Raw genomic sequence first — 23,227 nt, 5'->3', positions numbered from 1 at the left:
TTATTCACGGCTATTCTCTCTGCTATCTTGGATATGTATAGGGTATTACCATTAACCAAATCACTAAGCCTCTTATCATTTTATGCATGGCGTGACAATGGACAACAATAGAGATAAGGAATAAGAAATGAAAGTAACTATGTCTGAGGATAAGAGCTCCGTCAGAAATATCTATTACCACTCATGATAAATGAACATATTGAAACCAGTTTAGGCGATGGCACAATATGAACAATCCATATCAATTAATTTAATTTAACATACAAGAAAAATAAATTTTATACTGAATCGAGATGGCACGAATATGACAAAAGGAATGATTAAATAATGAGGAGGTATAATATAACTCATTGATTTAGTTGGTGGGTCGTGCAGGGTTCGAACCTGCGACCAATTGATTAAGAGTCAACTGCTCTACCAACTGAGCTAACGACCCAACGAAAATAATTATTCTCCTGTTAACCCCGCCTGTCAAACATTTCATTGAGTGTTTGTCTTTATACCACTCTATACCCACGAGAGAAGATTAATTATTCATACGGTACTTACGATTATTGTTAGTTATGTGACTTCATGTTGTAATTCCAAACACTGTGATGTACTTAACAAAAATAAGAGTGTGAAATATAAACAGTGGAAAATAGAGAGTGATGTGTGATTATTGTTGCGATAATGTTAATTTGTTCGCAAATTATCTTTAGTGCATAAAAAACAGACAGACAGGTCAGATAGATAAAACCAAAGAGCCAATCTAGAGCTCAATAACTTCACAAATACAGGAAGAGGTAATGGGAAAGATGGTAGACCAATCCAAAATAGTGGCAAAACCGTTACAGGAACCTGATGAACACCTCCAACGAAGTCTCTCCAACCGGCATATCCAGCTCATCGCCATTGGCGGTGCCATAGGTACCGGGTTGTTTATGGGATCGGGCAAAACCATCAGCCTTGCCGGGCCGTCGATCATTTTCGTTTATATGATCATTGGTTTTATGTTGTTTTTCGTGATGCGGGCAATGGGTGAACTGTTGCTATCGAATCTGAACTATAAATCATTCAGTGATTTCTCCGCTGACTTACTTGGCCCTTGGGCTGGTTTTTTCACCGGTTGGACTTACTGGTTTTGTTGGGTCATCACCGGTATTGCTGATGTAGTGGCCATCACCGCTTATGCACAGTTCTGGTTCCCCGATTTCTCTCAATGGGTTGCCTCGCTATTAGTCGTTTTACTGTTGCTGTCACTGAATTTGGCCACAGTAAAAATGTTTGGTGAGATGGAGTTCTGGTTTGCCATGATTAAAATCGTGGCTATCGTGGCGCTAATTTTTGCCGGCCTAACCATGGTCTTAGTCAGCTATCAGTCACCATCCGGTACCACTGCTTCATTTACTCATTTATGGAGTGACGGAGGTATGTTCCCGAAAGGGATCGGTGGATTCTTTGCTGGCTTCCAAATTGCCGTTTTTTCCTTCGTAGGTATTGAACTGGTTGGGACCACCGCGGCAGAAACCAAAGACCCAGAAGTGGTTTTACCACGAGCCATTAACTCCATTCCGATTCGCATAATCATGTTTTATGTTTTCTCGTTAATTATGATTATGTCGGTAACGCCATGGAGTTCAGTCGTCGCGGATAAAAGCCCGTTTGTTGAGTTATTCGTCTTGGTCGGGCTGCCCGCAGCGGCCAGTGTCATTAACTTTGTGGTATTAACCTCTGCGGCCTCCTCGGCTAACAGTGGTGTGTTCTCCACCAGCCGGATGTTGTTCGGGTTGGCGAAAGAAGGCGATGCGCCCAAGCAATTTGGCAAGCTATCACGCCGTTCAGTGCCTGCCACTGGCCTGACATTCTCTTGTATCTGTCTGTTAGGTGGGGTGGTGCTGATTTATCTTATCCCGAACGTGATGACGGTCTTTACCTTGGTTACCACTGTTTCGGCCATTCTGTTTATGTTCGTCTGGAGCATCATCCTTTGCTCTTATTTGGTGTATCGCAAAAGACGCCCAGCGCTACATAAAAAATCCATCTACAAAATGCCAGCCGGTATTTTTATGTCATGGGTTTGCATGGCGTTCTTCGCCTTTGTTCTAGTACTGCTGACATTGGAAAGTGATACCCGTCAGGCGTTAATTGTTACACCGCTATGGTTTGTCATTTTGACTGCCAGCTATATCTTCCTGAAAAAACGCAGAGCCCGTTTGTACAACAGTAAATAATTTGTACAACAGTAAATAACCACGATGTGATAAAACGGTGCCAGAGGTGTTCTGGTACCGTTTCTTTCCCCCTCTAATCACTTCCTCCATAACGCCGATAACCCGCTACTGAATGAAGTTCTTTCATTTATTTCAACCTCAATTTACTCAATGTGCAGTTGCCCTCCCTGCCAGGATAGCTGTGTAACTGCTGAAATGGCCGTACCCCCGATGGTTTCGCCACCAATCAAAATGACTTTATCTGGCCCTTGGATAGAAACACCATAACCCAGCGGTTGAGGCAACTTCCCGACGATTCTCCACTGATTATCGACCAACGCATAGACCTGCTGATGCCACTGTTTTTCCAGCCCTTGGTGAGCATATAGGTGACCACTATTAAATTGCTTCCAGGCACCAGGGAAATTAGCGCCTCCGGCGACTAATACTGTTTTGTGACTGATGCCAGAAAATGCGCCAGCCAATCCTTCCTGCACGGGTCCCGTTTCAGCCCCGATTAAGTTCGGTTGTGGCTGCCACTCCAGTACATTCCCCCGCATTAGCCCCTGCCATACAGCCGCGGTGCGTAAACCGGGTTTAATTTCACCATTGATTAATATCAAGCGATTATCCATGCGGCTGATGGCTGACCCGGCTGTTCCTAAAAATGGCAACAAACCGCCGCTTTTCCACTGATTTTTTTGCGGCTCATAGATAAGGACATCGCGGTTGTAGAAATAATCAGCCGGAGCCTGATTAAAATAGGCGTTTATTACCGCACTCTTGTGTGCTTCATCACTTCCGGCTGACGCCAGATCAGTAAAATAACCGTCAAAAATTGCTTTATTTACACCGCCTAACAGTACTGCCTGAGAACCATCCAGTGCTGTGGCCACGGTCCCCACCAGACCTCGAGGAGCGCGGGTAGCCAGTTGCTGCCATTGATTAGTTTGTGGATCGAAACGATACACATCATCCAGCGCCCGTACTTGGGTATCGTTGGCGTTCGTTTTCCCCACCCCACCGAACACGTACAGTTTCCCTGCCAATACCACCGTCACGGCCTGTTCACGAGGCTGGCCTGGGAAATTAGCCACTTTCTGCCACCCAGCCCCCGTTTTATCTGTATCCAGACGGAACCACGACACACCTGCACTCCCCAGCCCCACATATAAGCTGTTATCCACTTTGCCACCCGTGCCGTGTTTAAATGGTACCGGAACGTCAGGATATTGCTCCGCATAGGTATTGGGTAGCGATGCCATCATCAATAGAGATAACGCACTAAACAGTACTATTTTTGTGGTCAATTGTTTCTTATATTGTGGGTATGACTGGGTCATCAGCAGTGTTCCTCATTAATTCATCGTGGTGGAACCATAATGTTGGCAGCATAGCTTCTAAAAAGAGTAAAGCTCCACTAATAAATTAATTATGGAGTCATAGTGTCATTGAAGATATTAACTGCGTCACATGCTGTCAATATGGATTGATAAACAACGGTGATAAACACCCAGAAGCATGATTTATATTTAAGGCTGAAATCATCAGACTTTTATCCGAAAAGTACATTATGCTATTAGAAAAATCACATCAATAATACTGTCGGCAAGGTGCCAGGCAGATATCATTCTACTGTCTGGTTGCTGCCGCGGCAGCCTTAACCACCTGCGTATACATTTGCTCATCCATCTTCCATCCCTATGGGGAATCGACGATAAATCTTTATCGTATTCGTGAATTGCGGTTAGCCCGAGCCTGGTCACCTGCCTTATTTTGCCTTTCGTGGATTAAAAGTTGCAGCCTGTGCTGATTAGCTTATGGTTAATAGGTGTCATTAGCCGCAACTATTAATGACATCATCAGCCTTATTCAATAAATTTGATTGGAGCAACGCGAGATGGCGAAAATTTTAGTACTCTATTATTCCATGTATGGGCATATCGAAACGCTTGCCGGTGCGATTGCCGAAGGTGCCAAAAAAGTCAGTGGCGTTGAAGTCACCATAAAACGAGTACCTGAAACCATGCCAGCCGAAGCTTTCGCTAAAGCCGGTGGTAAAACAAACCAACAAGCGCCAGTCGCAACACCACAAGAGCTGGCCGATTATGATGGCATTATTTTCGGTACACCTACTCGCTTTGGCAATATGTCTGGGCAGATGCGGACCTTCCTCGATCAAACGGGCGGGTTATGGGCATCGGGTGCGCTGTATGGCAAAGTGGCCAGCGTATTCGCCTCCACCGGGACAGGTGGCGGACAAGAACACACCATCACCTCAACCTGGACCACTCTGGCCCATCACGGTTTTATCATTGTACCTATCGGTTATGGTGCCAAAGAGTTATTTGATATCTCGCAGACTCGCGGTGGTACGCCTTATGGCGCAACGACGATTGCCGGAGGCGACGGCTCCCGTCAGCCAAGCGCTGAAGAATTGGCGATAGCCCGTTTCCAAGGTGAACATGTGGCAAAAATTACGGCCAAGCTGAAGAGTTCAACATAAAGAAATTACAACGAACATAGACGCCATAAAAGAACGTAGATGTCATAAAAAGCACCGCGCGATGATCGCGGTGCTGTATTTCAAGCTTCAAGTAGGCTTTGTGCCAAATAGTGATTAGCATCTGCAACACCGGGTAAGGTAAAGAAATACCCCCCACCAATCGGTTTGACATACTCTTCCAACGCTTCACCATTTAGGCGCGCTTGTACCGTTAAGAACGCTTGCGCCAAATCCGACTGATAGCAAACAAACAGTAACCCCATATCCAGTTGCCCGGAGTTTGAGACCCCCAATGAGTAGCTGTACCCACGGCGCAACATTAGGTTACGCTGCGTTTCGATTGTTCGTGGATTGGCTAACCTAATATGGGCATCCATCGGGATAACCTTCCCTTCAGGATCTTTGGCGTAATTGGGTTCATCATGCTCATGTTGCATCCCCAAAGGTGCGCCACTGTTCTTATCACGGCCAAAAATGGTTTGCTGTTCTTGCAACGGTGTGCGATCCCAGAACTCCACTTTGAAGCGGATTATCCGCACCACCTGATAGCTTCCTCCTACCGCCCATGTGGGTTCGCCTGCATTATTTGATACCCAGACCACACTATTGATCAGCGGTTTATTACTGACTTTTGGATTCGCGGTCCCATCTTTAAAACCCAATAAGTTAATGGGGGTTTCCTGACCTTTGCTGCGAGCCGCATGGGCAGAAATAAATCCCTCACGCTTCCAACGGACACTGAGTAGATCGGGTGTGTGCTTAATAATATCGCGCAGCGCATGGATCACTGTTTCATTGGTATTGGCGCAGATTTGCAACATCACATCACCATGACATAGCCTCGCATCCAAAGAGTCATTAGGAAAGCGGGCCATTCGCTGTAGTCGCAGCGGTTTCTGCCCCTGTAAACCAAAGCGCTCATCAAATAATGCATCACCGACAGAAACAGTAACGGTCAGATTATCAGGATAAATTTCAGGCCCCATGATCCCCGAATCTAGTGGTGGTAGTTTGGCATTCACTGACGGCGCCCGCCCGCCTGTCGTCAGAAAGGCCAGCCGTTCGGTCAGTAATTTGAATAACCGAATTAATGACGCTTTATCAGTAGCCAGTACATCAAAAGCCACCAATATCATTGCCGCTTGTTGTGGCGTTAACACCCCCGCTTGATGTTGACCATAAAACGGCTGTTTTTGCCAACGCTCATCTTGGGTTGCAGCAACATCAGGTGTTGGACAATCTGCGGCTTGGGCAATTTTCGCCCCGCCCAATACCAGAGCACCACTCACCATGCCCATACCTAAAATTAAACGCCGACGTGACGGCGACACCGCCTCATCATCCTGTTGATACGGCCCGAATTTCGGACCGGTTTTGTCACCCATGTTAACAACCTCAATCCAGACCTAATACACCACGCAGTTGAGCAAGGTCTTCCGCCAGTGTAGTGATCGGCCCTTTCATCGCATTACGATCCGCATCGGTTAGCTTCTCGTAGGATTCATAACCCTCTTTGGTACGATATTTCGCCAGCACGCTATCAACCGTTTTAAAATTCGCATCAATTTTTTGCAGTAATGGCTTATCTGATTTTTCCAGCAAGGGTCGCAGCAGATTGACAATTTTCTGTGCGCCATCGACGTTGGCTTGAAAGTCCCACAAATCAGTACGGCTATAGCGGTCTTCTTCCCCGCTAATTTTACTGGCTGCAACTTCCTCAATTAACCCTGCCGCCCCGCCCACGACTTTATTAGGCGCAAATATCAGACCAGTAATGCGTTTTTGCAGTTCCAATGTGTCCTGATACAGCAGGTCTGCAAACTTATCTGCCCCCTTGGTTGTGTTATCACCGAACAAGATTTTTTCTAAACGGTGGAAGCCGGTAAATTTAGGGTCTGCCGATTTCTGTTCAAAATCATCTTCACGAGCATCAATACTGCCGTCCAAATCAGAGAACAGTTCGGCAATCGGCTCGATACGCTCATAATGCTGGCGTGTCGGCGCATACAATTTACGTGCCAGTGCCAGATCCCCTGCCTTCACTGCATCGGTGAAAGCTTTGGTTTGGCTGACTAACTGAGCCACTTCTTGTGTGACATAAACCTTATATTCAGCAATCGGCCCGACTAATGCCATCGCATCGGGTTTCACCGAAGCCTGTTCACCGGCTGCCGCAGTTACGGTTAATTTACCTTTTGGATTACTTAACAAGCCGCAGGTCATGTCATATTCACCAGGTTCCAGATTCGCCGTCATTTTTTGGGTAAAGCCTGGCGCGATATTCTCTCGCTCTTCCACCACCATCACCCCTTTTAAAATCTCCCACTCCAGCCCTTTCTGGCTAACATTATGCACAATAAACTGTGTTTTACCGGCAGGAACCGTCAGCGCCATCGGCTCACATTGTTTATCATTGACAGTGATTTTAACCTGTGGAATATCAGCAGCCTGTGCGCTGATAGCGAAAGCAGGCAGTGCCAACAGTGCGGCGTGTAACGCTGTGCGACGGAAGAACCGAATAGACATGTAATAACTCCCTGAACTGATCATTTTAGTTATGGATTAATTTTCCGAGCCACAGCGATAGTTGAATCCACAGTGGATCGTGGTGGAAGAAAAAACAGAATCAACGCCGGAATAAGATAGATAAAGTAGACAGCCACTTCACTCACCGTTGGTGCTTCTTGATAGCCAAACATCCCTTCAAGGAACGTCCCCAGTAATGAGTGAGTAGAGAGCACATCGGTCAGGTCAAAAGCAATGTCTTGGAAATGGTTCCATAAGCCAGCGTCGTGAAAGGCTCTGATAGCACCGGCAGCAAGCCCTGCGGCAACGAACAGAATAAACAGGCTAGTCCATTTGAAAAATTTGGCTAAATGTAATTTAACACCACCCCAATAGATGGCCATTCCGACCAAAATAGCGCAGACCAACCCGAGTATCGCGCCAATAGGCGCCCCGATACCGACATCCTGTTGAAAGGCGGCTAACAAGAAGAAGACAGATTCAAGACCTTCTCGGGCCACTGCAAAGAAGACCATAGCTACTAATGCCCAACCTTGGCCGCGCCCAGAGTTAAGCGCATTATCAATCGCCCCTTCCAAGTGAACTTTGACGGACTTGGAGACTTTACGCATCCAGAAAACCATATAAGTTAATATGCAAACCGCGGCTACAGCGATAATGCCTTCGAACAGTTCTTGCTGTTTCTGTGGAAACTCACCGGTAGTTTCATTGATAAAGATGCCAATAGCGAGGCAAAGCGCCGCTGCCACCACCACACCAATCCAGACTGCGCCCATCCACTGACCGCGTTGAGTACGCTTGAGGTAACTGGCAATCAGGCTGACAATCAGTGCCGCCTCCAGCCCTTCACGAAACATAATAAGAAATGGGACGAACATGCTAAACACCCCTAATGTGGGTAATTAAATTTATAAATGCGGACCATGTCAGTTTTCGTAAAGAAAAGTAAAATGATTGTGATTATCATTCTGATAAAAAGAAATTCAAGAGGTATAACAAGATTATTGTTAAGCAAACTGTGGCAAGTTGTTTCTACCGAGTTAAATAACAAGTTAATTCATTAGGATAGTAATTTTTAATGCCGCAATGGCATACAAGGGAGCATCAATTTTTTTATATACAAAGATGTTTTTACATACAAGATAGCCCCCTGTTATGGCAGGAGGCTATGTGTAGTAAAACGTATTGATAGGTCAGAACACCAGGCGATTAAACTGTTTTAAACTCCGCCTCGGCTTTGTGGAAACGTTCGGTGATGGCATTACTTGGCTCGCGGCCCATCAGGCTGACAACAAAAATAGCCAAACTGGCAAACAAAAAGCCTGGAATAATTTCATACAGATCCAACCAGCCATACTGTTTCCAGACAAGTACCGTGATGGCACCGACCAACATTCCCACCAACGCACCATTACGTGTCATTCGTGGCCACAGCACCGAGATAAGGACGACTGGCCCAAAGGCTGCACCGAAGCCTGCCCATGCATAGCTGACTAACCCGAGGACCCGATTATCAGGATCTGACGCCAGTGTAATAGCTATCAATGCGACCAATAACACCATGGCACGGCCCACCCAGACGAGTTCTTTCTGGCTGGCTTTTTTACGCAAGAACGCTTTATATAAATCTTCGGTTAGTGCGCTAGAGCACACCAATAATTGACAACTCAAGGTACTCATAACCGCAGCCAGAATGGCTGACAACAGGATACCGGCAATCCACGGGTTGAACAGCAGCTTAGCTAATTCGATAAATACCCGCTCACCATTTTGGCTCACATTCCCTGCTTGCTCAGGGTTATTTTCAAAATAAGCAATGCCAAAGAAGCCTACGGCGATAGTCCCCGCCAGACAAAGAATCATCCAGGTCATACTGATACGACGTGCACTACGAATAGTACGGTGAGAGTCTGCCGCCATGAAGCGAGCCAAAATATGAGGCTGACCAAAGTAGCCCAACCCCCATCCTAGCAGCGAGAGGATCGCCACCAGATTCAACCCTTTGAACATATCAATGTTAGCGGGGTTTTTCGCCGCAATCACCATCATTGAGGTATCTATCCCCCCAACGGCAAGAATCACGATAATCGGTGTCAGGATCAGGGCGAAAATCATTAATGTTGCCTGTACGGTATCTGTCCAGCTTACGGCCAGGAACCCCCCAATAAAGGTATAGACGATGGTCGCGGCAGCCCCTGCCCATAATGCGGTTCCGTAGTCCATACCGAAAGTACTTTCGAACAAACGCGCACCGGCCACAATCCCTGAAGCACAGTAAATAGTAAAGAAGACTAAGATAACCACAGCGGATATGACCCGCAGTAATTTACTTTTATCTTCAAAGCGACTGGTGAAATAATCGGGTAATGTCAGGGCATTATTATTGGCTTCGGTATGAACCCGTAAACGGCCTGCCACCCATTTCCAATTGAGATAAGCCCCGATCGTCAGGCCTATGGCTATCCAACTTTCGGAAATACCGGACAAGAAAATCGCACCTGGCAGGCCCATTAATAGCCAGCCACTCATATCGGAAGCACCCGCGGATAACGCGGTGACGACACTGCCTAAGCGCCGGCCCCCCAAGATGTAGTCATCGAAGTTATTGGTCGCCCGATAGGCGATCAAACCGATTAATATCATCCCCAAAATGTAAACTAAAAATGTCACCAGCATCGGCGTATTCATGGTCATGCTACGTCTCCATTGTGCATATTATCGTTTTAATATATTTCGCCATCTTTAATACATTTCGTCATTTTTAAGACATTCAGCGATTGCTTCTCTATGCTTTTTCTCTGCCCATTGTCGGAACGAGACAATGGGTTGCACCAAAGATAACCATTAGCAAAAGATGAAATACCCGTCAGTAACAGATGAACCACCAGCCCCCCATTGACTAATCGACGACTGTCTCATGGTTGCTATCCTAGATGAGTCTTTTCTTTAGTCACAACAATTTCAACAAAAAATTTACAAAAAACTCACGCCGCATCACATTAAATGCTGAGATGCAGTTACACCTAGCAATGTAAAGTGAGTTGCACCTAAGGTAAATTCGTTATAAACCCTATATTTGTTAGGGTTTGAAGCTATTGCACATAATTGTTAACCCTGAATTATCCTTACCGAAATTGTTAAAAAATCAGACTGAATTCACACTTCAATCACCGCCTGATTTAACGTGGTTGCACAAAGTTGCAACATACCTGATATTGTCAGGAATAAAATCATAATTCCCCTTACCAAAGGAGACGGGCGACATGGCGAGTACCACAATGGGCGTAAAGCTTGATGAAGCAACACGAGATCGCATCAAGAGTGCAGCACAACGTATTGATCGCACACCACATTGGCTCATTAAACAGGCTATTTTCAACTACTTAGAAAGGCTGGAAAGTAACAGTGAATTGCCAGAACTGGCAACAACAAGTTCACTCTCTCTGCAAGACACAGAAGATGCTATACCGCAACTCACTGAAAACACTCATCAGCCATTCTTGGATTTTGCGGAACACGTGCTCCCGCAGTCGGTTACTCGTGCCGCCATTACTGCGGCCTATCGTCGCCCGGAAACCGAAGCGATCCCCATGTTATTGGAACAAGCGCGCTTACCCGCAGATTTAGCGCAAGCAACACATAAACTGGCCTATTCCATTGCTGAAAAACTGCGTAATCAAAAAAGTGCCCATGGCCGCGCGGGCATGGTTCAGGGGTTGCTGCAAGAGTTCTCACTCTCTTCACAAGAAGGCGTGGCATTGATGTGTCTGGCTGAAGCGCTGCTACGTATTCCTGACAAGCCAACCCGCGATGCGCTGATCCGCGATAAAATTAGCAACGGCAACTGGCATTCCCATCTGGGCCGTAGCCCATCAATGTTTGTCAATGCTGCCACTTGGGGCCTGCTGTTTACTGGCCGCCTAGTCTCTACCCATAACGAAGCCAAACTCTCCGGCTCGCTGAACCGGATTATCGGTAAAGGGGGCGAACCCTTGATTCGCAAAGGCGTCGATATGGCGATGCGCTTGATGGGCGAACAATTTGTCACCGGTGAAACCATTTCGGAAGCATTGGCAAATGCCCGTAAATTAGAAGATAAAGGGTTCCGCTACTCTTACGATATGTTGGGCGAAGCGGCGTTAACCGAAGTAGATGCACAGGCTTACCTGCTCTCTTATCAACAGGCAATTCATGCCATTGGTAAGGCCTCAAATGGCCGGGGTATTTACGAAGGGCCGGGGATTTCAATCAAACTTTCCGCCCTACACCCCCGCTATAGCCGTGCGCAATATGAGCGAGTGATGGACGAGTTATATCCGCGCCTGTTATCGCTAACGTTACAAGCCCGTCAGTACGATATCGGTATCAACATTGATGCCGAGGAAGCCGACCGTCTGGAAATCTCTCTCGACCTGTTGGAGAGGCTGTGCTTCGAACCTAAATTGGCGGGTTGGAATGGTATTGGTTTTGTTATTCAGGCATACCAAAAGCGTTGCCCTGCCACTATTGATGCCGTGATTGATATGGCACAACGTAGCCGCCGCCGCCTGATGATTCGCCTCGTCAAAGGGGCCTATTGGGACAGCGAAATTAAACGCGCCCAAATTGACGGGCTGGAAGGATACCCGGTTTATACTCGTAAGGTTTATACCGATGTGTCCTACCTGGCCTGCGCCCGCAAATTATTGGCTGTTCCAAACCTGATCTATCCGCAATTTGCGACGCATAATGCGCATACTCTGTCAGCGATTTACCACCTTGCCGGGCAGAATTACTACCCCGGCCAGTATGAGTTCCAATGCCTACACGGCATGGGGGAGCCACTGTATGAGCAAGTGGTCGGGAAAGTGGCCGAGGGTAAACTCAACCGCCCATGCCGTATTTATGCTCCGGTCGGTACCCATGAAACATTACTGGCTTACCTTGTGCGCCGTCTGTTGGAAAACGGTGCCAACACCTCGTTTGTTAATCGTATCGCTGATGCCACATTACCCCTTGATGAACTGGTTGCGGACCCGGTCAGTGCGGTAGAAGCCATGGCGGCGGCTGAAGGTCAACTTGGCTTACCTCATCCGCGGATCCCCTTACCGCGTGACCTGTTTGGTAAAGTTCGCGCCAACTCCAGCGGGTTGGATCTTGCTAACGAACATCGCCTCGCGTCGCTCTCTAGCGCACTACTGACCAGTGCCAGCCAGATATGGCGTGCTGAACCCGTCATCAATGCAGAGCTGGACAACGGTGACGCCCTACCGGTTATCAACCCGGCAGAACCTGCCGATGTGGTCGGCTATGTTCGCGAGGCAACCGAAGGTGAAGTTAGCCGTGCCTTGGATGCTGCCGCCCGTGCCGGAGCTATCTGGTTTGCTACTCCCCCCGCTGAACGGGCCGCTATCTTAATCCGCGCCGCTGAGTTGATGGAAAATCAGATGCAAACGCTGATGGGAATACTGGTACGTGAAGCGGGTAAAACCTTCAGTAATGCCATTGCTGAAGTCCGTGAAGCTGTTGACTTCTTGCACTATTATGCAGGGATCGTCAGGGATAACTTCACCAATGATAGTCATCGCCCACTTGGCCCGGTTGTTTGTATCAGCCCGTGGAACTTCCCACTGGCAATCTTTACCGGTCAGGTTGCCGCCGCGTTGGCGGCTGGCAACAGCGTTCTGGCAAAACCAGCAGAACAGACACCGTTAATTGCCGCACAGGCCGTGCGCATTCTGCTAGATGCAGGCATCCCACAGGGGGTTCTGCAATTATTACCGGGCCGCGGTGACAGTGTTGGCGCACTACTGGTTAATGATGCCCGTGTACGCGCAGTGATGTTTACCGGCTCTACCGAGGTAGCGACTATTTTACAACGCAGTATCGCAGGCCGCCTCGATCCACAAGGACGTCCAACACCGCTGATCGCTGAAACCGGTGGCCTGAATGCGATGATTGTTGACTCTTCGGCACTGACTGAACAAGTCGTGACCGATGTTGTCGCCTCTGCCTTTGACAGTGCAGGCCAGCGTTGTTCTGCCCTGCGTATTCTCTGTATTCAGGATGATGTCGCCGAACATACGCTGCAAATGTTACGTGGTGCCATGGCGGAATGCCGGATGGGTAATCCAGAACGTCTGTCTACGGATATTGGCCCCGTTATCGACGCTGAAGCAAAAACGGGCATTGAGCGCCATATTCAAGCGATGCGTGCCAAAGGGCGTAAGGTTTATCAGGCAGTCCGTACCAATAGCTTGGATGAAAAAGAGTGGCAACGTGGAACATTTATCAAACCGACCTTGATTGAATTGGACAGTTTTGATGAGTTGCAAAAAGAAGTCTTTGGCCCAGTGCTGCATGTCGTACGCTTCCAACGTCAGCATCTTAATGAGTTAGTCGATCAAATTAATGCATCTGGCTATGGCTTAACCCTGGGTATTCACACCCGTATTGATGAAACTATTGCCCGCGTCACTGAAAAAGCAAAAGTAGGCAACCTCTATGTTAACCGTAATATGGTCGGAGCCGTTGTCGGTGTACAACCTTTTGGTGGCGAGGGGTTATCAGGTACCGGTCCCAAAGCTGGCGGCCCATTGTATTTGTATCGCTTACTGAGTAGCCGCCCAGATGATGCACTGGTCAATACACTGGCGCATCAGGATGGCGAGCAGCAACAGAATGTTGCAGGTCGTGAACCGCTGCTGACCGCTCACCGCGCGTTCACTCAATGGGCCACGGAACAGCAACACGATACGCTGGCCGCGCTTTGCCAGCGCTATGTCTCGCTGGCACAAGGTGGAACCGTGCGGTTATTACCGGGGCCAACTGGTGAGCGCAATACCTATGCCCTCCTGCCTCGTGAGCGAGTTCTTTGTCTTGCCGATACCGAAAGCGACATCCTTACGCAGTTGGCTGCGGTGCTGGCGACCGGGAGCCAAGTTCTATGGCCGGAGAATGACGTACAGAAAGCACTGTTATCTCAATTACCTACTGAAGTGCAATCGCGGATCACCCTTACCCATGATTGGCAAACCGCTGACATCGCCTTCGATGCCGTTATCTATCACGGCGATGCTGATCAACTACGCACGCTATGCGAGCAGGTAGCCCAAATTGACGGCCCCATTGTCTCTGTACAAGGCTTCGCTCGTGGTGAAACCAACATCCTGCTGGAACGCTTATTGATTGAGCACTCATTGAGTATCAATACAGCTGCCGCCGGCGGAAACGCCAGTCTGATGACTATCGGCTAGATTTATTTCTGTCAAAAAAGGCCATGCCACACAACGACTTTCGGTTAAGGCCCTTCGGGGCCTGAGGTTATTGACAAAGTGCCCGCGACGGAGAGAACAGGCAGATCGTAAAGACGCCGTAAATACATCCATGTAGGCTCGAGCCGCGCCATCCTTGGCGCGGACTCTTTACTCCTCTGCCTATCCTCACCGTTCAAGATCGCGTCATCGGGGTTTGTCAGCAGTCTGAGGCCCTTCGGGCCTTATTTTTTGCCAATACCCCCTGATGGCAATGACACCGCCTTATCTTGATCACTCGCTCTTATAATCACCCTTGCCTTGTTTATAAGTCGATTTGTTCCTGAATCGATTTGTTCATGAACTGATTTGCTTATCAGTCCCCAACCTTGGGCCGTAGTCTCTTGCCCCAGCACCGAGATGTAAAGTGAAAATCAGACAAGCGTTCATCCCCTCGAGATGCTTCGCATTATCAAATGTAATTCTGTCGGTATCACCCATCTCTTTTAGTCGCCTCCCTCAGAGCTTATGTTGAGTGCTTGCCCAGCGTTTATGGCTAACCCATTATTAATTCAACAGAAATAAATACCTTTTTTACTCTTGGATTTTTTCTTAGTGAATGAACTGTGTACAACAACCAACAGAGGTGGTAATAATAACCATGGCTGATAAAAAAATTATCGATGAAGTCCATAAAATTGCTAACCGGCGAGGTAACGGCCAGTTACGCCGTGAAATCTGGGCCAACTCATGCGGAATAATTACCCGTTATAATTTGGCTTATATCAATCACCACTTATCAAAAGGTGATAACGGGCGAGTGATCGGTTATGACAATGCACATGGCTTCCATCACCGCCATTATCTCGGGGGGGTTGAAGCGATTGATTTTATCAGCTTTGAACATATAGAGAGTTGCTTTCAGAAGGATTGGACTGCGCTAAGGAGAAGTTAATGAGCAAGTTAGTTATCAAAACGGCAACAGAAGATGATTTTTTTACACGGGGTCAACAACTCGCAACGCTCGCAGATGCGGGGAAATCACTGCCAGAAGAACACATCATCACCTTTGAAGACCCTCTGGAGATGGTCAGGGTATTAAGTGCTGCACGTATTATTCTGCTACGGACAGTAAAAATGTATCCGGGCTCTATTACGTCACTGTCTACCCGGTTAAAGCGGGATCGCAGCACGGTAACCCGTGATGTCGCTATTCTAAAGAAAGCCGGGCTAGTCACTGTTGAGCAAAAAATATTACCTGGGCATGGCCGCATGAAAGAAGTAAGAACAATAGCGCATCGCCTCAAGCTTGAAGCCTTTTTGTAAAATTATCTAGCAAATTGGGGGCTATACAGTGGCCCCCAACATATTAAAAATTCCACCTGGCAGATTAAAAGGTTTCAATATATTAAAAAACCTCAATATATTAAATTTTGCTACCTAAAAACGCTGGATCAGTGGTTATTCAGGAACTTATCAAGGAACTGTTTGGTACGGTCATGCTGCGGGTGCGAAAACAGTGCTTTCGCAGGGCCTTGCTCGACAATCTGCCCGTGATCCATAAAAATAGCCCTGTCTGCCACATCGCGGGCAAAGCTCATTTCATGGGTCACAATAACCATTGTGCGTTTCTCTTCGGCTAACGCACGTATGGTACTGAGTACCTCCCCCACCAGCTCGGGATCCAATGCAGAGGTGGGTTCATCAAACAGGATAACCTGAGGCTGCATGGCCAACGCACGCGCTATTGCCACCCGTTGTTGTTGCCCACCAGATAAACGACGCGGATAGGTATCCTCTTTACCACTTAATCCTACCTTTGCCAGTAACTCACGGCCGCGTTTTTCTGCCGAACCCCGATCTTCCCCCTTAACAATCACTGGCCCTTCAATGATATTTTCCAGCACTGTGCGATGAGGGAATAAATTGAAACCCTGAAAAACAAATCCCACTTGTTGCCGCAAGGCACGGACCTGACGTTGCTGCTTACTGATGTGGATACTGCCATTAATCTCCATATTGCCTACCCGAATTATCCCTGAATCGGGGATCTCCAGTAGATTGATACAACGCAATAAAGTGGTTTTCCCTGACCCACTGGGGCCAATAATCGCCACCACTTCACCGCTATTCACTTCAAGATCGATACCGTGCAGCACCTGTTGACCCTTAAACTGCTTGGTCAATTTTTTAATATCAATGGTACTCATGGTTACTCCTGATCCTGGCGGTTAACATGTGCTTCCAGCCGATTTTGTAATGCCGATAACAGTGTTGCAATTATCCAGTAAATCAATGATGCCGCCAGATACATAGTGAAAACTTCCATCGTACGCGATGTGATCAACTGTGCTTGACGGAAAAGTTCCGGTACCTGGATGGTCGCTGCCAGAGAGGTATCCTTTACCAAGCCAATAAAGCTGTTGCCCAGTGGGGGCAAGGCGGTGCGCCCTGCCTGTGGCAAAATAACACGATACAGTGCCTGCCAGCGTGTCATGCCGATACTGGCTGCCGCTTCCCACTGCCCTTTCTCAATAGATGAAATCGCCGCCCGCAATGTTTCTGAGGTATAAGCGGCAGTATTCAGCGATAAACCAATCAAGGCCGCAGGCATCGGATCCAGTTCAATGCCAAACTGAGGCAGGCCATAGTAAATCATGAATAACTGAGCAATCAGTGGCGTACCACGGAAGATAGAGACATAAAAGCGGGAAATAAGTGAAAAAGGCAAGAAGTGCGATAACCGCATCATCGCTAGCATAAACCCTAAGAGCAGCCCGAAAAACATCCCCCCAAGACTAAGCTGGAGAGTTAGCCAAGCTCCCTTCAATAAAAATGGTGCTGAATCCAGCACCAATTGCATACTTTCTGGCATTATTTAGTTACGTCCGCACCAAAGTATTTATCAGAGATCTTGGCTAGCGTGCCATCTTTTTGCATCTCAGCGATGGCATTATTGACTGCGGCTAACAATTCAGGGTTATTTTTGCGCATCGCCACACCCGACTCTTGGCGGGCAAACGCGGGGCCTGCAACCGCAAGTGCATCGTTAGTTTTCTTCACCAAATCCAATGCCGCTAAGCGATCAACCAAAATGGCGTCGGTACGGCCAACACGCAGATCCTGATATTTCGTTGGATCATCATCATAGGTGCGAATATCAACGCCTTTCAGGTTTTCACGTAACCACTGTTCGTAGTTACTGCCTAAACCCACGCCAACCTTCTTACCTTGTAAATCTTCTGGCTTAGTAAACTGGCCTTCGTTACCTTTTTTAGTCAGTACCTGAATACCAGAAATGGTGTAAGGTGTTGAGAAATCATATTTTTTCTTACGTTCATCTGAGATAGTGACCTGGTTAATTGCCACATCGATACGTTTAGACTCCAGCGAGGCCAGCATCCCATCCCATTTGGTTGGGGTGATTTTAGCTTTGACCCCCATGTGTTCTGCCAATGCGTTGGCAAAATCCACTTCAAAACCAGTGAGTTTGCCATCTTCGCCCTGAAAACTGAATGGCGGATAAGTCCCCTCTAACCCAACAATCAGGGTGCCGCGTTGTTTTACCTGATCCAACAGGTCACCAGCAGCGTAAGACTTCACGTTCAAGCCGGTTGCCAGTGCGACCGCCACCATGCCCAGAACAATGTGGCGACGTACAATTGAAAAACTCATAAAGACTCCGACTGTCATGTTTATTTTTGATATTCAACACTTTACCAGTGTTATTAATGAAGTGAAGAAATATAAAATGATAAATATAGTTAAAAATGGAATAAGTAATAATAAAAGCTTAGGCTACACCTGCGGATGATAAGCAAATAATGCAGGCGCCCCACCAGTGTGGATAAATAAAATTGGCCCTTTGTCACAGAATTTTTTTTGTTCAATACCATCAAGTAAACCCGCCATCGCCTTACCGGTATACACAGGGTCCAACAATATTCCTTCTAGTCTTGCCAAGAGCTTAATAGCCGCTATCCCCTCTTCGTTTGGCATCCCGTATTGCGGAGAAAAATAGCCATCCCACAAGGTGATTTTTGCCAATGGGTCCTTCATCCCTAATAATGTCGCCAATGCTCGTTGAATATGTGTCACTTTGGACCGCTGTTCATCGGCGCTACGTGATACCGTCACACCGATTAATTCCGCATCGGGTAGCAACTGCTGTAGGCCAACCGCCAGTCCTGCATGTGTTCCCGCACTACCAGAGGCCACGACGACAGAGCTGAACGCAACATTGCTCGCGGCTTGAGCAGCAATTTCCAGTGAGCACTGCACATAACCCAGCGCCCCCAAGGCATTAGAACCGCCAATTGGTACTACGTATGGGCGGAAGCCCTGCGCTTCCACGCGGGTAGCCAATTCTGCTAATTGCTGATTTGGATCGTGCAATGCCTCACACATCACAACATCAACATTGAATAGATCCAGTAACAGCCGATTACCGTTAGTCAGATAATTCGCCTGCTCAGTAGCGATGGGGTTCTCCAACAGTGCAACGCAATGCAGACCCAGTTTTGCGGCTACAGCGGCGGTTTGGCGGACATGATTAGATTGAATAGCGCCAGCCGTAATCAGCGTATCGGCTCCCTGTCTCAAGGCATCTGCGGCTAAAAATTCTAGCTTGCGCAGTTTATTCCCTCCAAGAGCCACAGGCGTAACATCATCACGTTTAATGTAAATTTCACGTCCCAGATAATCAGATAGGCGAGACAACTTCTCTAATGGCGTCGCATTACCGACCAGATCCAGACGCGGGAATTGCGTCAGTTTTTGTTGAAGCGTCACGTGCCCCCCAAGGAATTGATGAATTATGGCTTTTACATAGATTTATCAGATGTGGCATTAATAATCACTGATTTTATGAGTGATGTCAGTGACCAATATCGCAGGGGATAACTTAACGAGAATCATTTGACAGCAGGAGAGCGTAAACGCCCGGCGAAGAGAGAACTTGCCAGGCGTGAAGCAATAATGGTTATTGTTCAGACGTACATTTGGATAAGAGATTGACTCCCTATACCCAAGTTACTTCGAGATATAGGTAGGCGGTAACCGGGTAAATCACCAGAAGCTTAGATAACTAAGTGACTGGCGTGAGCAAGGACAACTAACCCCCAGCATCTCGAAGGATGCCGGGTATATACCCTAAATAATTCGAGTTACAGCCATACTCAGTAGTTCTTCTGCCATGCCAGATATTGATCATATTTACGCAAAGCAATGCGGTAGTTGTTATGAACCGCATTGGGAATATCATCAATAATGCGCTGGTACAACGCTTCACTGGCAAACTTTTCGGCAGGATAATTAGTGGCGACAAGCATTTCATCTAAACGGCGTAAACGCACAACATATTCACGAACGGTGCTGTGACTCATCTCCGTTTGCTCAAATAAATACTGTTTAAACGGCATGATATCGAAATAGCCGAGCGAATTATTACAGTATATTTCACTACAAAAACGGCATAATGCCGTTAGTTCATCCTGAAGTTTCGACCAGAGCGGATCGTCGATAGGTTGGTCCATGCCAGCGATGGTCTCTTTATTGATGATTTGCCCACGAAAAACTAATACCATGCGATCAAGCTGTTTATGACAATGTGAGCAATGCGTTTGGCTGTGTTTATAATCTTTTAAGTAACGGCTCAGCGGCCGCTTTTTTAACTGGAGTCCTGACATTAGAAGACCTGCATTAATAAAGTAAGACAACGTAATGTATGCCCCAAATCATTGGCGTTGTAGGTAACAAGCCAACAACAAATGGGTGAGCCTCTAGATAGGTTCATCGTCCCAATGAACCTATCCAAGTAACGCTAACGACACGTCAGTCATTCGGGTGAATGAATCCGTCGAGAACAGATTGAACGTGAATTAAGCGTCATTATTCAGGCGGGCACGTAAGCGTTTTATCGCTTGGCTGTGAAGTTGACTAACGCGGGATTCCCCAACTTCAAGCACCGCGCCAATTTCTTTCAAATTCAGTTCTTCCTGGTAATACAACGTAAGCACCATTTTTTCACGTTCTGGCAATGCCTCTATCGCTTCAATTACGCGCTGACGCAGATTACCGTCCAACAAGTGTTTTAGTGGATTGGCATCTTCATGCCCTTCCAGCAGGGGTTCGACATTTTCACCGTGCTCTTCACGCCATTCGTCGTAGGAGAAAAGTTGGCTATTGTTGGTGTCCAATAGGATCTGGCGGTACTCAACCAAGCCAATATCAAGAACCTGCGCGACTTCCTGTTCAGTCGCCGGGCGTCCCACTCGCTGTTCGACTTGCTGCATGGCACTGGCTACTTCCCGTGCATTACGGCGCACACTGCGAGGTGCCCAATCACGGCTACGCAGTTCATCCAACATCGCCCCCCGTATCCGCTGTACCGCATACGTAGTAAACGCGGTGCCTTGTAAAGCATCATAGCGCTCGACAGCATTCAGCAGGCCAATACCCCCGGCCTGCAACAAATCGTCCAACTCCACACTGGCGGGTAAACGCACCTGTAGACGCAATGCTTCATGGCGAACCAAAGGAACATAGCGTTTCCAGAGGGAATTCTTATCCATCACGCCTTCGGCGGTATACAAATCACTCACGAGACAGGCACCTAAGGGTAAGAGAGTCGTCCCATTATCCTGTCAGGTAAGTCAGCCAATCGCCGGAATAGACCTATAAAAGGGTGGCTATTTGGCTTATGCCATGATTTTTACTGTTAACCCATTGTCGATAGAGCGATAAATTGGCTGAGACACCATTGAAGCGCATTCTCAGCGTCTGATTTTTATCTGTTCCCTATGGAAATAACCCCGAAATCATTTCCATAGGGTGATATATCCCCAGCACTATCGATGTGAAAACCGCTAACACCAGCAAAATCTCAAATGCACTAGCGATAAAAACCCCGCCAAAGCGGGGTTGGAATAAGGGTATTAGTGCAGTCGAATTAACGTAGCAAAGACAGAACAGTCTGTGGAACCTGGTTAGCTTGAGACAATACAGAAGTCCCGGCTTGTTGCAGGATCTGAGCACGGCTCATGTTAGACACTTCAGTCGCGTAATCAGCATCTTCGATACGGCTACGGGCTTCGGTCAGGTTGTTTACTGTGTTATTCAAGTTGGTGATGGTGGAGTTGAAACGGTTTTGAATCGCACCCAATGAGCTACGCAGGGAGTCAATTTTGTTAACCGCGCCATCCAGCGTGGCTAATGGGTCAGCCGTTTTAGCTGTTGCTGTTTTAGCATCAGTAGTGATGGTGCCATCAGCTTGTTTAAAGACAGCTTTACCTGAGCCGTTGGTGATAGAGCCATCCGCTTGTGCGAAATAACTCACTTTATTGTTAGTCGTTAACGTGCCGTCTTTAGCAACAAATGACTCTGCGCCCCCCGCAGTTACAGTCACTTTACCGTCAGCGGCAACAGTTTGAGTCGTGGTAGTGAATCCTGCAGCTTTAGTGGCAGCATTCAGCGCATCAGCACTGATAGTCGCACCAGCTACGTCGAATTTACCCGTAGTACCACCAGCAGCAGTCAGCGTCACGCCATCCGCAGTAGTGATAGTCGCAGAGATCGGAGTACCAGCGCCGTTGGTCATTAACCCATCAAGTGTCGCAGCAGCTGGGCCACCCGCACTGTTTTTAGTCAGGTTACCGGTTGTATCCAAATACAGGGCTGCGCCATCATCTGCCGCAGTGATTGAACCATCTTTAGCAATAAGAACATCTTGCTTAGTACCACCAATGTCAACAGAGGCTTTAGTGGAGTCACCGGCTTTAGGGTTCAGATAATTAGCCACATCAGCAGATGCAACCCCGGTGGCACCAAAGGTAAATGAATTGCTTGCTTTGTTATAAGTAAAACTTGTTGCTGTAGATGTTGCCCCAAAGCCTGCATCAATAGGCGCAGTACTCGTAACAACCGCAGTGTCAGCCAAATTAGCTAACACATTAGCGCCGGTGGCATCTTTCAAGCCAGCTGAACCCTGGTATTCGTTTGTACCCGTTTGCTGTACAAAACCAGCAGTTTTCAAATCAGCCGCAGAAGCCGCAGTATTCGTTACGCCGCCTTTACCGTTGACATTGAAACCATCAAGACCCAAAGTCTTCGAGTTAATTTCTTTCAGGTCCAGAGAGATTGTTTCGCCGTCGTTAGCGCCAACCTGAATTTTCAGGCTGTCTGTTGAAGCCAACACTTTCACGCCGTTAAACTGGGTTTGGCTGGATACACGGTCGATTTCATCTAAACGCTGTTGAATTTCGTCTTGGATTGAATCTAAGTCAGTTTGTTTGTTGCCTTCAGAAGAGGCCTGAACAGTCAACTCACGCACACGTTGCAAGTTGTTGTTGATTTCGTTCAGTGCGCCTTCAGTGGTCTGAGCGATAGAGATACCGTCGTTGGCGTTACGTGCTGCCTGGGTCAGGCCACGGATGTTAGAGGTGAAACGGTTAGCGATTGCTTGACCAGCAGCATCATCTTTCGCGCTGTTGATACGCAGACCGGAAGACAAACGCTCAATGGCGGTGCCTAAAGAAGACTGAGATTTGTTCAGGTTGTTCTGAGTCAGCAGGGACAAGCTGTTTGTGTTAATTACCGCCATAGTGTTATTCCTCAAATACTGTTGGGTTATGATTTGGGCTTACTGCCCACGGCTTCATCACCGTCCCAACTTGTATCGGCGTTTTTTAATGAACCTTTAGCCATTCAACGAAATAATTTTTAAAACTCGCTGAAAATTATTCTTATCTCTTCTTTTAATTACCATTCCATTC

At 47.5% G+C, this 23,227-nt stretch carries 17 protein-coding genes, 1 tRNA gene and 1 pseudogene; 5 read left to right on the top strand and 14 right to left on the bottom strand.

The genetic code is table 11. The features are described from left to right. Window positions 1–360: 360 nt before the first annotated feature. A tRNA-Lys gene (locus AC971_RS02795) sits at window positions 361–436 on the bottom strand. Window positions 437–797: 361 nt separating this feature from the next. Here AC971_RS02795 and cycA point away from each other — a divergent pair. Then, on the top strand, window positions 798–2,213 hold the full coding sequence (gene cycA, locus AC971_RS02790) for a D-serine/D-alanine/glycine transporter (protein ID WP_174407879.1): 1,416 nt from the start codon (window positions 798–800) through the stop codon (window positions 2,211–2,213). Between the two features lie 143 nt (window positions 2,214–2,356). Here cycA and AC971_RS02785 read toward each other — a convergent pair whose 3' ends face one another. After that, window positions 2,357–3,535 carry an N-acetylneuraminate epimerase gene (locus AC971_RS02785; RefSeq protein ID WP_025383604.1) on the bottom strand — a complete coding sequence of 393 codons (1,179 nt, stop codon included), beginning with the start codon at window positions 3,533–3,535 and terminating at the stop codon, window positions 2,357–2,359. A 557-nt stretch (window positions 3,536–4,092) separates the two neighbouring features. Between AC971_RS02785 and wrbA the strand changes: the two genes are divergently transcribed. Continuing rightward, the gene (gene wrbA, locus AC971_RS02780; protein WP_025383603.1) at window positions 4,093–4,698 is read left to right on the top strand and encodes an NAD(P)H:quinone oxidoreductase; all 606 of its coding nucleotides are present in this window, start codon (window positions 4,093–4,095) and stop codon (window positions 4,696–4,698) included. Between the two features lie 80 nt (window positions 4,699–4,778). Here wrbA and efeB read toward each other — a convergent pair whose 3' ends face one another. The 5 genes and pseudogenes from efeB to AC971_RS25565 form a co-directional block, all read right to left on the bottom strand. Continuing rightward, window positions 4,779–6,083 carry an iron uptake transporter deferrochelatase/peroxidase subunit gene (gene efeB, locus AC971_RS02775; protein WP_025383602.1) on the bottom strand — a complete coding sequence of 435 codons (1,305 nt, stop codon included), beginning with the start codon at window positions 6,081–6,083 and terminating at the stop codon, window positions 4,779–4,781. Between the two features lie 10 nt (window positions 6,084–6,093). Further along, on the bottom strand, window positions 6,094–7,224 hold the full coding sequence (gene efeO, locus AC971_RS02770) for an iron uptake system protein EfeO (protein ID WP_025383601.1): 1,131 nt from the start codon (window positions 7,222–7,224) through the stop codon (window positions 6,094–6,096). Window positions 7,225–7,253: 29 nt separating this feature from the next. Further along, window positions 7,254–8,102, bottom strand: a complete 849-nt coding sequence (efeU, locus tag AC971_RS02765) for an iron uptake transporter permease EfeU (protein ID WP_025383600.1) — start codon at window positions 8,100–8,102, stop codon at window positions 7,254–7,256. A 331-nt stretch (window positions 8,103–8,433) separates the two neighbouring features. Further along, a complete protein-coding gene (gene putP, locus AC971_RS02760; RefSeq protein ID WP_025383599.1) occupies window positions 8,434–9,918 on the bottom strand; it encodes a sodium/proline symporter PutP in 1,485 nt (494 codons plus the stop codon). Window positions 9,919–9,947: 29 nt separating this feature from the next. Next, window positions 9,948–10,143 (bottom strand): annotated as a pseudogene (locus AC971_RS25565) (hypothetical protein). Window positions 10,144–10,487: 344 nt separating this feature from the next. On the opposite strand from AC971_RS25565, the gene putA reads away from it, so the two are divergent. The 3 genes from putA (at window position 10,488) to AC971_RS02745 (ending at window position 15,782) form a co-directional block, all read left to right on the top strand. After that, window positions 10,488–14,459 (top strand): trifunctional transcriptional regulator/proline dehydrogenase/L-glutamate gamma-semialdehyde dehydrogenase, encoded by a 3,972-nt coding sequence (putA, locus tag AC971_RS02755; protein ID WP_025383598.1) that lies wholly within the window; start codon window positions 10,488–10,490, stop codon window positions 14,457–14,459. 658 nt (window positions 14,460–15,117) lie between these two features. Continuing rightward, window positions 15,118–15,411 (top strand): toxin-antitoxin system TumE family protein, encoded by a 294-nt coding sequence (locus AC971_RS02750; protein ID WP_038402212.1) that lies wholly within the window; start codon window positions 15,118–15,120, stop codon window positions 15,409–15,411. Beyond that, the gene (locus AC971_RS02745) at window positions 15,411–15,782 is read left to right on the top strand and encodes an HVO_A0114 family putative DNA-binding protein (RefSeq protein ID WP_025383596.1); all 372 of its coding nucleotides are present in this window, start codon (window positions 15,411–15,413) and stop codon (window positions 15,780–15,782) included. The genes AC971_RS02750 and AC971_RS02745 overlap by 1 nt, the downstream gene beginning before the upstream one ends. 128 nt (window positions 15,783–15,910) lie before the next feature. Here AC971_RS02745 and tcyN read toward each other — a convergent pair whose 3' ends face one another. The 7 genes from tcyN to AC971_RS02710 all read right to left on the bottom strand — a co-directional run bounded on the left by tcyN (window position 15,911) and on the right by AC971_RS02710 (window position 23,055). Next, complete coding sequence (gene tcyN, locus AC971_RS02740; protein WP_025383595.1) at window positions 15,911–16,666, bottom strand: L-cystine ABC transporter ATP-binding protein TcyN; 756 nt, start codon at window positions 16,664–16,666, stop codon at window positions 15,911–15,913. A 2-nt stretch (window positions 16,667–16,668) separates the two neighbouring features. Next, on the bottom strand, window positions 16,669–17,331 hold the full coding sequence (tcyL, locus tag AC971_RS02735) for a cystine ABC transporter permease (protein WP_025383594.1): 663 nt from the start codon (window positions 17,329–17,331) through the stop codon (window positions 16,669–16,671). Further along, a complete protein-coding gene (tcyJ, locus tag AC971_RS02730) occupies window positions 17,331–18,131 on the bottom strand; it encodes a cystine ABC transporter substrate-binding protein (RefSeq protein ID WP_025383593.1) in 801 nt (266 codons plus the stop codon). Before tcyJ ends, tcyL begins: the two co-directional genes overlap by 1 nt. 123 nt (window positions 18,132–18,254) lie before the next feature. Next, the gene (locus AC971_RS02725) at window positions 18,255–19,247 is read right to left on the bottom strand and encodes a D-cysteine desulfhydrase (protein WP_025383592.1); all 993 of its coding nucleotides are present in this window, start codon (window positions 19,245–19,247) and stop codon (window positions 18,255–18,257) included. Between the two features lie 386 nt (window positions 19,248–19,633). Then, window positions 19,634–20,143, bottom strand: a complete 510-nt coding sequence (fliZ, locus tag AC971_RS02720) for a flagella biosynthesis regulatory protein FliZ (RefSeq protein ID WP_025383591.1) — start codon at window positions 20,141–20,143, stop codon at window positions 19,634–19,636. A 192-nt stretch (window positions 20,144–20,335) separates the two neighbouring features. Then, complete coding sequence (locus AC971_RS02715) at window positions 20,336–21,058, bottom strand: RNA polymerase sigma factor FliA (RefSeq protein ID WP_025383590.1); 723 nt, start codon at window positions 21,056–21,058, stop codon at window positions 20,336–20,338. Window positions 21,059–21,405: 347 nt separating this feature from the next. After that, window positions 21,406–23,055 (bottom strand): FliC/FljB family flagellin, encoded by a 1,650-nt coding sequence (locus tag AC971_RS02710; protein ID WP_025383589.1) that lies wholly within the window; start codon window positions 23,053–23,055, stop codon window positions 21,406–21,408. Window positions 23,056–23,227: the final 172 nt, after the last annotated feature.

It is taken from the genome of Yersinia similis (assembly GCF_001053095.1).
GTDB lineage: Bacteria > Pseudomonadota > Gammaproteobacteria > Enterobacterales > Enterobacteriaceae > Yersinia > Yersinia similis.
The sequence above is the reverse complement of the archived record's forward strand: the minus strand, read 5'-3'. Positions and strand labels throughout refer to the sequence as shown.

Excerpts from the sequence above, each read along its gene's own strand:
- cycA (WP_174407879.1), top strand. The coding sequence starts at position 798 with ATGGTAGACCAATCCAAAATAGTGGCAAAACCGTTACAGGAACCTGAT.
- AC971_RS02785 (WP_025383604.1), bottom strand. The coding sequence starts at position 3,535 with ATGACCCAGTCATACCCACAATATAAGAAACAATTGACCACAAAAATA.
- wrbA (WP_025383603.1), top strand. The coding sequence starts at position 4,093 with ATGGCGAAAATTTTAGTACTCTATTATTCCATGTATGGGCATATCGAA.
- efeB (WP_025383602.1), bottom strand. The coding sequence starts at position 6,083 with ATGGGTGACAAAACCGGTCCGAAATTCGGGCCGTATCAACAGGATGAT.
- efeO (WP_025383601.1), bottom strand. The coding sequence starts at position 7,224 with ATGTCTATTCGGTTCTTCCGTCGCACAGCGTTACACGCCGCACTGTTG.
- efeU (WP_025383600.1), bottom strand. The coding sequence starts at position 8,102 with ATGTTCGTCCCATTTCTTATTATGTTTCGTGAAGGGCTGGAGGCGGCA.
- putP (WP_025383599.1), bottom strand. The coding sequence starts at position 9,918 with ATGACCATGAATACGCCGATGCTGGTGACATTTTTAGTTTACATTTTG.
- putA (WP_025383598.1), top strand. The coding sequence starts at position 10,488 with ATGGCGAGTACCACAATGGGCGTAAAGCTTGATGAAGCAACACGAGAT.
- AC971_RS02750 (WP_038402212.1), top strand. The coding sequence starts at position 15,118 with ATGGCTGATAAAAAAATTATCGATGAAGTCCATAAAATTGCTAACCGG.
- AC971_RS02745 (WP_025383596.1), top strand. The coding sequence starts at position 15,411 with ATGAGCAAGTTAGTTATCAAAACGGCAACAGAAGATGATTTTTTTACA.
- tcyN (WP_025383595.1), bottom strand. The coding sequence starts at position 16,666 with ATGAGTACCATTGATATTAAAAAATTGACCAAGCAGTTTAAGGGTCAA.
- tcyL (WP_025383594.1), bottom strand. The coding sequence starts at position 17,331 with ATGCCAGAAAGTATGCAATTGGTGCTGGATTCAGCACCATTTTTATTG.
- tcyJ (WP_025383593.1), bottom strand. The coding sequence starts at position 18,131 with ATGAGTTTTTCAATTGTACGTCGCCACATTGTTCTGGGCATGGTGGCG.
- fliZ (WP_025383591.1), bottom strand. The coding sequence starts at position 20,143 with ATGTCAGGACTCCAGTTAAAAAAGCGGCCGCTGAGCCGTTACTTAAAA.
- AC971_RS02710 (WP_025383589.1), bottom strand. The coding sequence starts at position 23,055 with ATGGCGGTAATTAACACAAACAGCTTGTCCCTGCTGACTCAGAACAAC.